General features: G+C 37.4%; 14 protein-coding genes. 4 read left to right on the top strand and 10 right to left on the bottom strand.

Annotation, left to right across the window (positions count from 1 at the left end):
• Positions 1–549 carry an RNA 2'-phosphotransferase gene (locus SB028_RS08995; protein WP_248620636.1) on the top strand — a complete coding sequence of 183 codons (549 nt, stop codon included), beginning with the start codon at positions 1–3 and terminating at the stop codon, positions 547–549.
• A gap of 68 nt (positions 550–617) precedes the next feature.
• Here SB028_RS08995 and SB028_RS08990 read toward each other — a convergent pair whose 3' ends face one another.
• The 6 genes from SB028_RS08990 to pgpB form a co-directional block, all read right to left on the bottom strand.
• Complete coding sequence (locus SB028_RS08990) at positions 618–1,013, bottom strand: hypothetical protein (protein WP_139152006.1); 396 nt, start codon at positions 1,011–1,013, stop codon at positions 618–620.
• A 116-nt stretch (positions 1,014–1,129) separates the two neighbouring features.
• Positions 1,130–1,453: a stress response translation initiation inhibitor YciH gene (gene yciH / locus SB028_RS08985; RefSeq protein ID WP_069369226.1), complete on the bottom strand. Its 324-nt coding sequence runs from the start codon at positions 1,451–1,453 to the stop codon at positions 1,130–1,132.
• Positions 1,454–1,458: 5 nt separating this feature from the next.
• A complete protein-coding gene (gene pyrF, locus SB028_RS08980; protein ID WP_069369227.1) occupies positions 1,459–2,193 on the bottom strand; it encodes an orotidine-5'-phosphate decarboxylase in 735 nt (244 codons plus the stop codon).
• 45 nt (positions 2,194–2,238) lie between these two features.
• Complete coding sequence (lapB, locus tag SB028_RS08975; RefSeq protein ID WP_069369228.1) at positions 2,239–3,408, bottom strand: lipopolysaccharide assembly protein LapB; 1,170 nt, start codon at positions 3,406–3,408, stop codon at positions 2,239–2,241.
• Positions 3,409–3,420: 12 nt separating this feature from the next.
• On the bottom strand, positions 3,421–3,678 hold the full coding sequence (locus SB028_RS08970) for a LapA family protein (RefSeq protein WP_409565726.1): 258 nt from the start codon (positions 3,676–3,678) through the stop codon (positions 3,421–3,423).
• A gap of 219 nt (positions 3,679–3,897) precedes the next feature.
• A complete protein-coding gene (pgpB, locus tag SB028_RS08965) occupies positions 3,898–4,617 on the bottom strand; it encodes a phosphatidylglycerophosphatase B (RefSeq protein WP_069369230.1) in 720 nt (239 codons plus the stop codon).
• Between the two features lie 266 nt (positions 4,618–4,883).
• Here pgpB and ribA point away from each other — a divergent pair, with 266 nt between their 5' ends.
• Positions 4,884–5,483 (top strand): GTP cyclohydrolase II, encoded by a 600-nt coding sequence (gene ribA, locus SB028_RS08960; protein ID WP_023582272.1) that lies wholly within the window; start codon positions 4,884–4,886, stop codon positions 5,481–5,483.
• A 250-nt stretch (positions 5,484–5,733) separates the two neighbouring features.
• Positions 5,734–6,549 (top strand): MetQ/NlpA family lipoprotein, encoded by an 816-nt coding sequence (locus SB028_RS08955; RefSeq protein ID WP_069369231.1) that lies wholly within the window; start codon positions 5,734–5,736, stop codon positions 6,547–6,549.
• A 55-nt stretch (positions 6,550–6,604) separates the two neighbouring features.
• Here the strand turns inward: SB028_RS08955 and SB028_RS08950 are convergent, their stop codons facing one another.
• Both SB028_RS08950 and acnA read right to left on the bottom strand, forming a co-directional pair.
• The gene (locus tag SB028_RS08950; protein ID WP_069369232.1) at positions 6,605–8,014 is read right to left on the bottom strand and encodes a transferase; all 1,410 of its coding nucleotides are present in this window, start codon (positions 8,012–8,014) and stop codon (positions 6,605–6,607) included.
• A 204-nt stretch (positions 8,015–8,218) separates the two neighbouring features.
• Positions 8,219–10,891: an aconitate hydratase AcnA gene (gene acnA, locus SB028_RS08945; protein ID WP_069369233.1), complete on the bottom strand. Its 2,673-nt coding sequence runs from the start codon at positions 10,889–10,891 to the stop codon at positions 8,219–8,221.
• Between the two features lie 219 nt (positions 10,892–11,110).
• Between acnA and SB028_RS08940 the strand changes: the two genes are divergently transcribed.
• A complete protein-coding gene (locus SB028_RS08940; RefSeq protein ID WP_069369234.1) occupies positions 11,111–11,941 on the top strand; it encodes a hypothetical protein in 831 nt (276 codons plus the stop codon).
• Between the two features lie 61 nt (positions 11,942–12,002).
• Here SB028_RS08940 and cysB read toward each other — a convergent pair whose 3' ends face one another.
• Together cysB and sodC are read right to left on the bottom strand one after the other, a co-directional pair.
• Positions 12,003–12,977, bottom strand: a complete 975-nt coding sequence (gene cysB, locus SB028_RS08935; RefSeq protein ID WP_069369235.1) for an HTH-type transcriptional regulator CysB — start codon at positions 12,975–12,977, stop codon at positions 12,003–12,005.
• 240 nt (positions 12,978–13,217) lie between these two features.
• Positions 13,218–13,742, bottom strand: a complete 525-nt coding sequence (gene sodC, locus SB028_RS08930; RefSeq protein ID WP_069369236.1) for a superoxide dismutase family protein — start codon at positions 13,740–13,742, stop codon at positions 13,218–13,220.
• Between the last annotated feature and the right edge of the window lie 15 nt (positions 13,743–13,757).

Raw genomic sequence — 13,757 nt, 5'->3', positions numbered from 1 at the left:
ATGAAAGACAAAGTACAAATTAGTCGTTTTTTAAGCTATATCTTACGTCATGCCCCTGAAAGTATCGGTTTAACATTGGATGAGCAAGGATGGGGTGAAATATCAAAATTAATCCTATTAGCACAGAAAAATGGAACACCGCTCACTCTTAAATTAATTAAAGACGTTGTAAAAACCAATGATAAAAAACGTTTTGCTATTTCAGAAGATGGCCTTTTTATCCGCGCCGTTCAAGGCCACTCCCTTAAAACCACTATTGACTACCCAGCGATTACTCCCCCTAAAATACTTTTTCACGGTACAGCAACTCGCTTTATCGATAGTATTTTTAAACAAGGTTTAATACCTAATGGTCGTCAATATGTTCATCTTTCACAAGATTATAAAACAGCAGTGAATGTCGGCAATCGTCATGGAAAATCCATTGTTTTAAGCGTAGATAGTGGAAAAATGTTTAGTGAAGGTTTTGAATTTTATCAAGCAGATAACGGTGTTTGGCTAACACGTTCAGTGCCAGTAAAATATCTAAGAATCGATGAAAAAGAATAGAATCAAACATAAAAAAGGTGACAGTGTCACCTATAATTTTACTTATAAACTCGCTATTTTAGTCAAAATTAATCAGGATGGCCTGTAATGGTAATTTTAGTGCCTGTCGTATCTTCTTCTAATACAAGTTCCGTAAAACCACCTGCAAACTGCTGTTCTATCATTAATTTCTTCGAATTTTCCCATTTATAATCAACAGAAACACTGTCTTTTAAATACTCTTTTTGGATGTTGTTATTCACCTTAATGGTTTTTACGAGATAATCTTCATCATGCTCATTAACATATTTTTTATATGCATCTACAATTGAAAGCCCGGCATAAGCACAATATGTTAGTGCCCCATTCTCAAAGACTTCATCCATAGTTTGTTCTGGTGAAGAGCAATATTTATCATGAACAACCACGTTCTCAATCTTGTTTTCTGCAAAAAGCACAGAAGAATATAACAGTACAACTGCCATTAAATACGCTTTCATAAAATACCTTTAAAAACACATCTATTCATAACAATAAAAAATGCGCTGATCTCAATAAAAAATCAGCGCACCATTATTCATTTCATTGCTAGCTCGTGAAATCAACCACCAGCAAGCTTAACTTTCATTCCTTTGGCTTCTAATAGTGATTTAATTAAATCACGTTTATCACCTTGAATTTCAATTAAACCGTCTTTAACACTACCGCCACAGCCGCATTTTTTCTTCAGCTCAGCTGCGAGTTTAGTTAACTCTGCATCATCAAGATCAATACCTGAAACAACGCAAACGCCTTTGCCTTTACGGCCACTAGTTTGGCGCTGAATACGTACAATACCATCACCAGCAGGACGAGTTGGCTTTTGTTCTTCTTCTTTTATGCGCCCCGTATCTGTGGAATAAACCAAACGAGAGTTATTATCCATGTTAATTACATACCTTGTATAGAACGATTAATTTGTTGCAACGTTTCTAGTGGATCATCACTACGTGTAATTGGACGTCCAATCACCATATAATCAACACCGGCTGCAATAGCTTGCTCTGGTGTCATTACGCGACGCTGATCGCCAACATCACTTCCTGCTGGACGGATCCCCGGCGTGACTAATAAGAAATCGTCACCACAAACCTGTTTAAAACGCGTTGCTTCATGTGCAGAGCAGACGACACCATCAAGACCACAAGATTTTGTCAGTAACGCTAAACGTTCTGCCTGTTCTGCAGGTGTCAATGTTATTCCCAATTCAATTAAATCAGATTGATCCATGCTGGTCAGTACCGTCACCGCCGTTAAAAGTGGTGCATCTTTACCAAATACAGCAAGACTCTCTTTAGCTGCTCGCATCATACGACTTCCACCACTCGCATGGACATTAACCATCCATACACCTAAATCAGCAGCCGCGGCGACAGCTCTTGCAACGGTATTGGGAATATCATGAAATTTTAAATCTAAGAAAATATCAAACCCTTCTTTTTGTAATTGAGTCACAAATTGAGGTCCAAAACGGGTAAACATTTCTTTACCAATTTTTAAACGACAAGATGAGGGATCGATACGCTGTGCAAAATCTAATGCACTTTTTTGGTCTTCATAGTCTAGTGCCACAATAACGGGCGCGCAGGTAAGCTCGGGCGATTTTTTATCACAATGAAATGACATTTTAGGGCCTTTATTTATAGAGAGACTATTAAAAAAGTGACATCGTCACTGACCATCTAAACCGCGAATAGGTTTAACGGTATCCCATGAACGACAGGATGGACAATGCCAATATAATGCATGAGAAGTAAAACCACATTTATGGCAACGATAATCGGGTTTCGTGCGAATTTGTTCACCTACCATATAGCGCAATAAGATAAGACTCTCTTTGGCACGTCCTTCTTCTGCTTCAGCTAAATGGTAACGCATTAAACGATAGAACAGACGCATTGTGGGATGACGCTCTAATTGACGATTAATATATAACTGAGCCGCTTCAATACCTTCTTTAGCTTCAATAATATCCGCAAGGTAAAGCTCTGCGATCGCACCACAATTACTATCCACACATTGACGTAAATAGGTTTCCCAACGAGAAGTATCGTTTTGAGCCTGGAAACATTCAAAAAGCATAGGCAAGGTTTCACTGACCATCTCTTTATCTTGCTCAATCACTTTCATTAAAACATCGATAGCTTTTTGTTTATCATCACGAGCAATATAGATACGACCATACATAATTGAAACACGAGCGCAGAGGGGATCCATTTGCCCTGCTTTTTGCAACAAACTAAGCGCGCTATCAAGATTATCACTGCTCATTTCTTGAAGTGCCAATTCACAATAAAAATGTGAAATTTGTTCTTTTAATTCATGCTGACCTAATTTAACCAATTTTTCAGCCGTCTCTATGGCTTTTCCCCAATCGCTAGTTAACTGGTAAATCGCGAGTAAAGACTGCAGTGCGCTTTGACGAAATTCTTGTTCATCAATAAGTTGCTGAAACATATTCTCAGCACGATCGTAAACACCAGCCGCTACATAGTCACGACCTAACTGTTGAACAGCGAGTAGACGTTGATCAAAGGAAAGTGCGGCACTTTCCATTAATGATTGGTGGATACGAATAGCACGCTCGACTTCGCCACGAGAGCGAAAAAGATTACCTAAAGTAAGATGGGCTTCAAAAGCAGAACTATCTTCTTTAAGCATTTCGAGGAAAAGATCAACCGCTTTATCTTGCTGATCAGAAAGTAAAAAGTTTACACCCGCCACATATTCACGTGACAGGCGATCGGCGTTCTGCTGTTTATCCTGTTGAGCGCCACGACGCCCCATATACCAGCCGTAAGCCGCAGCGACAGGTAATAACAGAAACAGCAATTCTAGCATCAGCTATCGTCCTTATTTCGTAGCAGAAGCAACCGTTGGGCGACTTTCTTGGTTTTCTTGTTTTGCTTGGGCGCTTTCAAGGCGTTTTATTTTACGTTTCGCTCTACCTAGTGATAAACGTACACGTAGATAAAAAACACCACTGACAATCCAGCCAAGTATAAAACCTCCACCAAACAAGGTCGCTAACAAGGTAGAAATCCGATATTCACCTTGAGCAATAAGGTAATTAAATGTGACTACCTGATCGTTATTTGTGCCTAAAGTCATGGCAATCACCACGATGGCAAGAACAAGAATAACCAAAATAAAAAGTAGGACTTTTTTCACGTTATTTCCTTTTTTATTCTCTTTTCTTTAGTAGACAGATAAAGGTAGCATTTTCACTGCGCACAAAGAAAGTCATTTCTTAGAATCATCTGATTTTCGTATATTTTTTCACATAAATATCGAAAAAGACATTCTGTATCTCAAAAATAAGGGTTATCGTCAGGATTTGAGCAATAAACGTCGCTCAATCACCTTAAATGCACACCAAACCAGCACTGTGCTGATAAGAATACCGACAATCACATCAGATGCCCAGTGCATTCCTAATACAATACGCCCTACTGTGACATCAATTCCCCATAATAACCCGAGTGACGCTAAAACATAATGACGACGCAACATAAAAAGGACAAAAACAAATAATGCGAGTGTTGCCGAAAATAAACTATGACCAGATGGAAAAGCATAACCTGTTTCAGCTTTCCAATGTTTCAGTTGCCATTCAGGGATCACTGGTGAATTAGCTAAGCCATTTTGAAGTAATTGCTCTCGCTCAGATCTTGGTACTTGATAAAATGCCTCAGAATTCATGTGCAAACTTTCACTAACCCAAACAACATAAGGGCGAGGCTCTTTTACTGTATTTTTAACCGCAACTTTAATGAGTTGTCCAATAGATAATGTAGCAATAATTATCACAGCTAATTGAATAAAGTGGCTACTTTTTAATTTTAAGATCCTAAAGAGCAACACGAAAAAAACAATCATCGTCACAGCGCCCCAAGGTTTTGCTGCACTATCTGCTATCCATAATGTGCTTATACCGCCTAAAGGATGATCAGTCGGTTGCCATTTCCAACCCAATAGCAATACAACACTTGGTATGACTAAGAGCAACACACTACCTAACAGAATCAACTTTGTTATTTGCTTATCCAATATATCGCCCCTTTGTAAATACACATGTTATCTTCCGATCACAGCCAAAGATGATCAGTATAAACGATGCAAGTTTAGCAATAAATCATTATGCAAGAAGGCATAAAATCTGATAATTTGTAGTGGTGTGAATTTATAAGTGTGTGTAATCCCATTTCCTTGCCTATTAGACATGGAAGCATTTCAGTGTTTTATTTCTCTTTGTTCTCGTTATAAAGTGTATAATCTTGAACGAGAGTTTCACCTGAAATTATGAGTCAAAAATAATGAAATTAAGACGTATCGCAGAAGCAAAACTACCTACTCCTTTTGGTGAGTTTTTAATGGTGGGTTTTGAAGAAATCGCAACAGGAAAAGATCATGTCGCCCTTGTTTATGGCGATATTTCAGGCTCAGAGCCCGTATTATCTCGTATTCATTCAGAATGCTTAACGGGTGATGCTTTATTTAGTCTACGTTGTGATTGTGGTTTTCAACTTGAAGCTGCACTTTCACAAATAAGCAAAACAGGTCGTGGCGTATTACTTTATCATCGCCAAGAAGGCCGAAATATTGGGTTGCTAAATAAAATACGAGCTTATGCATTACAAGATAAAGGATTAGATACCGTTGAAGCGAACCTCGAGTTAGGTTTTAAAGCTGATGAACGCGATTTTACCCTTTGTGCTGATATGTATAATCTATTAGGTGTTCATGAAGTGCGATTATTAACCAATAATCCGAAGAAAATTGAAATCATGAAAGCTGCAGGCATTAATGTTATCGAACGCGTTCCTTTGATCGTCGGACGTAATCCAAGTAATGCACATTATCTTGATACTAAAGCCGATAAAATGGGCCATCTTTTATTTAAGAAAGCGCAATAATAAAGTAATAAATAATAATACCGCATTTATTATCTTCAAATCCGAGCCTGAGTGCTCGGATTTTTATTTATTCCTTTTATTCTATTACCTTGCCATTCCTTCTTTATCTACTTTTCTACTCTACACCTCATTTTCATATTGTTTTTATCATTAAATTATATCATGTGAATATTTGTCATATGCGATTTCATTGACTATTCATCTGATTCTAAGTTATTTATTAATAAATAAATTTTGATAGGAATGCATTATGCCACTACATTTTTCTGGTAGGATTTTCAGCGCGCTATTATTAGCAGGAACATTATTAACAGGCTGTGATAATAGCGATAAAAACAGCTATTCAATCAAAGTAGGTGTGATTAATGGTGCTGAGCAAGATGTGGCTGAAGTCGCCAAAAAAGTCGCAAAAGAAAAATATGGCTTAGAAGTTGAATTGGTGAGTTTCAGTGGTTCATTATTACCTAATGATCCCACGGCAAACAAAGAACTTGATGCCAATGTTTTTCAACATCGCCCTTTTCTTGCTCAAGATAATCAATCTCGCGGTTACAATTTAGTGGCAGTGGGCAATACGTTTGTTTTTCCTATGGCGGGCTATTCAACTAAGATTAAACATCCTTCTGAGTTAAAATTAGGCGATACCATTGCAGTTCCTAACGATCCCACCAATTTAGGTCGAGCCTTACTATTATTAGATAAAGAAAACCTGATTACACTCAAACCAAACAGTGGTTTATTACCTACAGCTATCGACATTATTGATAATCCACTTAAGCTTAAAATTATGGAGCTAGAAGGCGCGCAATTGCCACGAGTTTTAAACGATCCCAAAGTCACTGTCGCTATTATCAGTACAACTTATATCCAACAAATTAATTTATCGCCAACCAAAGACAGTATTTTTATTGAGGATAAAAATTCACCTTACACCAATATTATTGTGACAAGAGAAGAAAACAAAGACGCTGATAATGTGCGAGATTTTATTAAAGCCTATCAATCCCCCGAAGTGGCAACAGCCGCTGAAACTATTTTTAAAGGTGGTGCTATTCAGGGGTGGTAAACGCGACTTATAATTTATCAGGTCACTTATAATCAGTGACCTCTTTATTTAATAGTTATGACCCAAAATAAAACTTTAATTTATTGTTTTCATCTGCTTTAATTGATACTTTAAGATCATTACCATATTGATCATATATAATACAATTCATTTCTTTATCTTCCCTGCTGGATGTAAATGCTTTCCCATATTCTATACTATAGCTCCAGAAACATAACCCATCCTCATTATTTTCTGATGTGACTGGAATTAAAGTATCAGGTTTAAAATGAAATTTCTTAGTGTAATAATAAGGCGTTAATGGAATTTGTTTAATATGATTATCAGTCGAAGTGCTAATTATCTGGTAATGACCTTTTTGATAAAAATGAAAAGATTTATTTTCTTCACATTCTACACTCTTAGTTACCGTTTTATTATTGCCGTTAAACCTTAGATAATATTTCGTTAAGACATCACCTGATGTTTCTACATTTTTTTCTATTTTAGGATTTACCAGTGGATTTATATCTACATCTGCCTCTGTAAATATTTTTTTTGGTGCGACATCCAGAGTGATATAGTTTAAATATTCACTGTAATTATTTTTAAAGGCTGTAGTATACTCTTTTCCTTTAATGTGAGTTTGTGCGCATACATTAAAGGTGTCTATCACTTTATTAACAGAAAGATAAATAACACAAGTGGATGCATATGTGGAGTTCAGTGTTGCTTCTTGACTGCTTGGAAATACAAACCCATTATCTTTATCAGACAAAGAAATATTATTATTGTTAATAATAGGAAGGTTTTTTTCATTTACTATATGTACATTTCTATAAATATCTTCTTTGGATATTTTTATGAAACGACCATTTTTATCTAAGGCTTCTATATAAATAGTAATAGGCACCTGATGTCTACCATTAACATATGCAGTCGCTGTTTCATTAAATTTATTAATATAAATATAAAATGCTCTTAGTCTATCAATATCATCCCAAGAGCCAGATTGGCTATTAACAAACCCATCTTCCGATACAATCGTACTACCCTCAATAGTCGCATAACCCGTCACCCAACCGTTTTTTTCAACTATTGCATCACCACGAACAATAGCCGCTCCTGATACTTTAGCATTATCTTTAATAACAGCATTATCATATATCACAGCGTAATCAGATATTGTCACATTATCTTCCACTAACGCATTACCATAAATCTCTGCATTGTCATTTACTTTACTATTTCCCTTAATTATTGCATTACCGTGGATCTTCACATTATTCCTGATAATTGCATTACCTGTGACTTTAGCATTACCAAATACCATAACATTATCAAAAATAAAACAGTTATCATCTCTGCTTAAATTACTTTCATTTTCTATCCATCCGCCTGGACTATCCGTATACACTCTTTTAATTCTATATAAAGTAACACCATTATATTCTTTTTTTTCACTCGTTATTTTATATTTCTTCATAAATACCTCGATAATAAAATCCTGTTAATATTCTTATATTAACTTAACACTCATTAAAAATATGTTTAGCATTTAATGGTTGGTTTATAGTATTAAATGAAGTCATTTGTCGATATTATTAAATATAAAAATATTCTATTAAAAAAGAAGGCGAAGAATTAATTCATCATTCTTCGCCTTCTAATTTATATCTACTAAATTATTTTATAGCATATTACGAATAACATAATGTAATATGCCGCCGTGTTGGAAATAGGCTAATTCCGTTTGAGTATCAATACGACAACGCGCCATAATTGTTTCGGTACGATTATCAGCAAAAGTAATATTCACTGCGACATTTTGGCTCGGTGTTAATGCATTAAGTCCTGTGATCTCAATTTTCTCATCACCTTTTAAACCTAATGTTTGACGTGTAACGCCTGCTGGGAATTCTAGCGGTAAAACGCCCATACCGATTAAGTTGGAACGGTGAATACGCTCAAAAGAGCCTGCGATAACAGCCCTCACACCTAATAAACGCGTTCCTTTCGCTGCCCAATCTCGGCTAGAACCAGAACCATATTCATTACCTGCAATAATCACTAACGGCGTATCTTCTTGCTGATAACGCATTGACGCATCATAAATAGCCAGTGTTTCACCCGTTGGAATATGCTTGGTAAAACCACCTTCTATTCCTGGCACCATTTCGTTACGGATACGAATATTAGCAAATGTGCCTCGCATCATGACTTCATGATTGCCACGCCTTGAACCATAAGAGTTAAAATCTTTCGGTTCAACACCATGTTCACGCAAATAACGTCCAGCAGGACTATCTGCCTTAATATTACCAGCTGGTGAAATATGATCCGTGGTCACTGAATCACCTAAAATAGCCAAAATACGGGCTTGATGAATATCTTTAATCGGAGCGGGTATCTTTGACATTCCTTCAAAGAAAGGGGGATGGCGAATATAGGTAGAGTCTGGTTGCCAACCATAGACTGGCGTGTCTTGTGTTTGCAGTGATTTCCACGTTTCATCACCTTCAAACACCGCGGAGTACTCTTTATGGAACATCTCTGTTTTAACTTTCTCAACAGCATCAGCAATAGCTTTACTGTCAGGCCAAATATCTTTTAAATAAACAGGAGCCCCTTGTTTATCTTTGCCTAGTGGCTCTTTAGTAAGATCGATATTCATATTTCCTGATAAAGCATAAGCAACCACTAAAGGTGGTGATGCTAACCAGTTGGTTTTCACTAGGGGATGAATTCGACCTTCAAAATTACGATTGCCCGATAAGACAGCAGCAATCGTTAGATCATTATCTTTAATCGCACTTTCAATCGGTGCTAATAAAGGTCCTGAGTTACCAATACAGGTTGTACAACCATATCCCACAAGATTAAACCCTAACTCATCAAGATAAGGCGTTAATCCTGCTAGATTAAGATAATCTGTGACCACTTTAGAGCCCGGAGCCAAAGAAGACTTAACCCAAGGTTTACGCTGCAAGCCTTTTTCTACCGCATTTTTAGCCAGCAATCCAGCAGCCATTAAGACATTAGGGTTTGAGGTGTTGGTACATGATGTGATCGCTGCAATAACAACAGCACCATCGGTCAATTCAAAGGCTGGATAATTATCAATTTTTACTTGAGGAAATGCCGTCAGCGGTTTCTTATTCGCTTCAAGATCGACTGCCGCTTTAAATGCCTTAGGTACACTCGGTAGATTAACTCTATCTTGAGGACGTTTAGGCCCCGCAAGGCTTGCTTCAACGGTGCCCATATCTAACGATAATTTTGACGTAAAGATAGGTTCATCGCCTGTATGTCTCCATAGACCTTGCTCTTTGCTATAAGCTTCAACAAGTGCAATGTCTTGTTCTTCACGTCCAGTTAAACGTAAATAATCAAGGGTGATATCATCTATTGGGAAAAATCCACAGGTTGCGCCATACTCTGGCGACATATTCGCTATTGTTGCACGATCGGCTAAAGGTAATGACGCCAAACCATCGCCATAGAACTCCACAAATTTACCTACAACACCATGAGCGCGTAACATCTGTGTGACGGTTAATACCAAATCAGTAGCCGTGATCCCTTCACGTAATTTTCCGGTCAGTTTAAAACCAACAACATCGGGAATTAACATTGAGATAGGTTGACCTAACATTGCGGCTTCTGCTTCAATCCCACCTACACCCCAACCTAAAACGCCAAGGCCATTGATCATTGTGGTATGAGAATCCGTGCCAACTAAAGTATCAGGATAAGCCACATGATGCCCATTCTGGACTTCAGACCAAATAGCTTTGCCTAAGTACTCAAGATTGACCTGATGGCAAATTCCTGTACCTGGTGGCACAACACGAAAGCGTTCAAAGGATTGTTGTCCCCAACGTAAGAAAAGGTAGCGCTCATGGTTACGCGCCATTTCAATTTCCACGTTCTCAGCAAACGCATTTTTACTGGCATATTCATCAACCATAACAGAGTGGTCAATAACTAAATCAACAGGCGATAATGGATTAACTTTATCCACTTGCCCACCCAATGATTTCACTGCTTCACGCATAGCCGCTAAATCAACAACCGCAGGAACGCCTGTAAAATCTTGCATTAGCACCCTTGCAGGCCGATACGCAATTTCACGTGATGCATGAGCGTTTTTTTGCCACTCAACTAATGCCTTAATATCCTCTTCAACAACCGTATCATTGTCGAGATAACGCACTAAGTTCTCTAATAATACTTTCAACGATTTAGGAAGACGAGTAATGTCGCCTAATTGGCGGGCAACTTCTGAAAGGCGGTAATACTCGTACTCTTGAGATCCGACTAAGAGCGTGGAATGGCTCTCTTTTTTCAAACGTAACGACATAGCTTCTCCTTATTATTTTTATACTGACAGCATGTTTAAACTATCAAAATAGGTAAGGGTATTTATTAAACATATCATATAACGCTGAATTTCGCTTAAAGACCACACAATTTGTTAACACGATGTTATAACTGTCATAGTGTTAATAAATTATAGTCTCTAGATTTTCACTTAATTCGGCTTTAATGAGGAAGGTATAACTGTGTAAGGATGCTATTTATGAATAACAAGCAATCTGATTTACTAAAAAATATTATGAATGCCGATCACTATTTTGCTGAGCCTATTACCCCCCCTTTTCCGCAAACTTTATCGATGAATACATTACATTCTCAAAATATAAAAGATTCAGAAGGTTTAGTACAATTTATCATTGCGTCGCCAAAACCATTTGAAACTTCTGAAATAGAAAAAATGTCACAACTTAAAAATATTCAAATTGGACTCATTTCTATTATGGCTAACCATCTTGCTGCATTAAAAAAAGAGGATAATGAAGCCTATTATCGTCCTGAACATTGGTTAGATACTCTCAACCATTTACCACTACTAGGACACAATAAAATCGAAACAAAGAAACTTCATAAACAAACCTTTGATTTTTCTGTTGCTCAAGCGTTTATTCAATTATTACTCGGCGCGGCAATCAATGCGACCTCTCCTGCACTTGGAGAATTTATTGATTTTTTACGTACTCAAGGACAAAAAATAGAAGTCGGCTTACGAAAATCATTAGACAGTTATCAAACGATAACTATTGCGGGGATCACCGAGATCCTCAATCATAATAATCATCTTATTTTTGTTCCAAAGTTGAAAATTTTGAGCCTGCGTTTTTCTTATCAATCAGCAAAAATGCTTCTCGCCAGTTGTATAGGTCGTAAATTTACCCTCTCTTTAGAGTACACCACCATTACCTCTATTTTTGATGCTAATGCACTTGATGATCCACTGATTAATCAACAGTTTTATGACTTTTTAAATAAGTATCGTCAGTTAAGTATTGCAAAATCAGACGCTTTTTTTAGTGGAGACTTTTATTTGAAGTGAATAATCGTAGAAATTAGGTTTATGAACACGCTTGAAGGCGGGGATCACCCGCCTTTCAGTATTACACTAAGGGTAATTCAATATCTTTAAATAGCGCTTCAATCTCTTCATGCGTACGCAACGCAACAGCTTGCTCAATTAAATTACGCGTAAGATGAGGTGCAAAACGCCACATAAAATCATACATATAGCCACGTAAAAACCCACTACGACGAAACGCAATTTTAGTGGTGCTATAACTAAACTTATCACGCATATCAATGGCAACTAAATCGCTATCGAGTACAGGATCAAATGCCATACTGGCAATCACACCAATGCCTAAATGCAGTCTGACATACGTTTTAATCACATCCGCATCGGTGGCAGTGAAAACAATTTTAGGTTTTAACCCTACCTTACCGAAAGCATCATCAAGATCGGAGCGTCCTGTAAAGCCTTGGGTATAAGTCACGATATCATAACCCGCGAGCTCTTTGAGTGTCACTTCTCGTTTTTGTGCCAGTGGATGATCTTTTGAAACCACCACAATACGGTTCCAACGATAACAAGGTAGCATCACTAAATCGTTATAAAGATGCAGTGATTCTGTGGCAATCGCAAAATCACTTTTACCTCTGCATACATCTTCAGCAATTTGTGTGGGTGAACCTTGATTCATATGCAATGAAACATCCGGATAACGCTCAATAAAACCTTTTATCACTGGAGGCAATACATAACGAGCTTGTGTATGCGTTGTTGCAATCGATAGTGAACCTCTATCTGGATAAGTGTGTTCACCCGCGGCTGATCGAATCGCTTCTGTTTTTGATAAAATTTCTCTAGACAGCCTTACAATTTCTTCACCCGCCGGTGTGACATGCGTTAGATGTTTACCACTGCGAGAAAATATTTGTATACCTAGCTCATCTTCTAACATGCGAATTTGTTTACTTATTCCCGGTTGAGATGTATACAAACGCTCTGCCGTGGTCGAAACATTTAAATCGTTATTCACCACTTCAACGATATAACGCAACTGTTGTAATTTCATGGAGAGGCTATCCCTTCAACAAAAGACTTATTATTCCGTTATTCTATTTATATTCATATAACTAAAAAGAATAATAAAGATGTAATATATAACCACTATATCACTTATTTCATTTCGGTCTAACGTAATTAATAGGGTTATTTAGCTTTTGTTATATCAAATAGTTATAAGCTATAAATAAGCATAAAAAAAGCTGACCTTATCTGCCAGCTTTTATTTCATCGTCATCGTGGGACTCAATTATTTAATCACACCACATGCCATTCTTGCTCCACCACCGCCAAGAGCCTCGGGATCATCAGAGTAGTTGTCTCCCCCCACATGAACCATGATTGCTTTATCTTTGACTTGCTCAAGCTTAGTGAGTTTTGGCGCTAATACTGCGTAATTAGCAACACCTTTGTCATTCACAACTAATCCAGGTAAATCACCTAGATGCCCATCTTTATTATAAGGTCCTAAATGAGCACCAACTTTCTCAGGATCTAAATGCCCCCCTGCTTTTAAAGCCGGTACAGGTTTGCCATCTTTCATATCAGGCTCACAAGAACCATTTGCATGAATATGAAAACCATGAATACCTGGTGTTAATCCAGTGAGTTTTGGGGTAAATAACAACCCATAATCAGTTTCAGTGATAGTGACAACACCAATATCGTTGCCTGCTCCCGTCGGTAAAGCTTCTTTTAACGTGACATCTAACGTTGCAGCGCTTGCCACAGAAGTAAAAAGTAAGCCAGATAGTAATAAAGACATCGGTTTCATAGTATCTCCGTCTTA

Source organism: Proteus vulgaris, from assembly GCF_033708015.1.
Classification (GTDB): Bacteria; Pseudomonadota; Gammaproteobacteria; order Enterobacterales; family Enterobacteriaceae; genus Proteus.
Note: the sequence above shows the minus strand (reverse complement) of the source record. Positions and strands in the feature narration are given on the sequence as shown.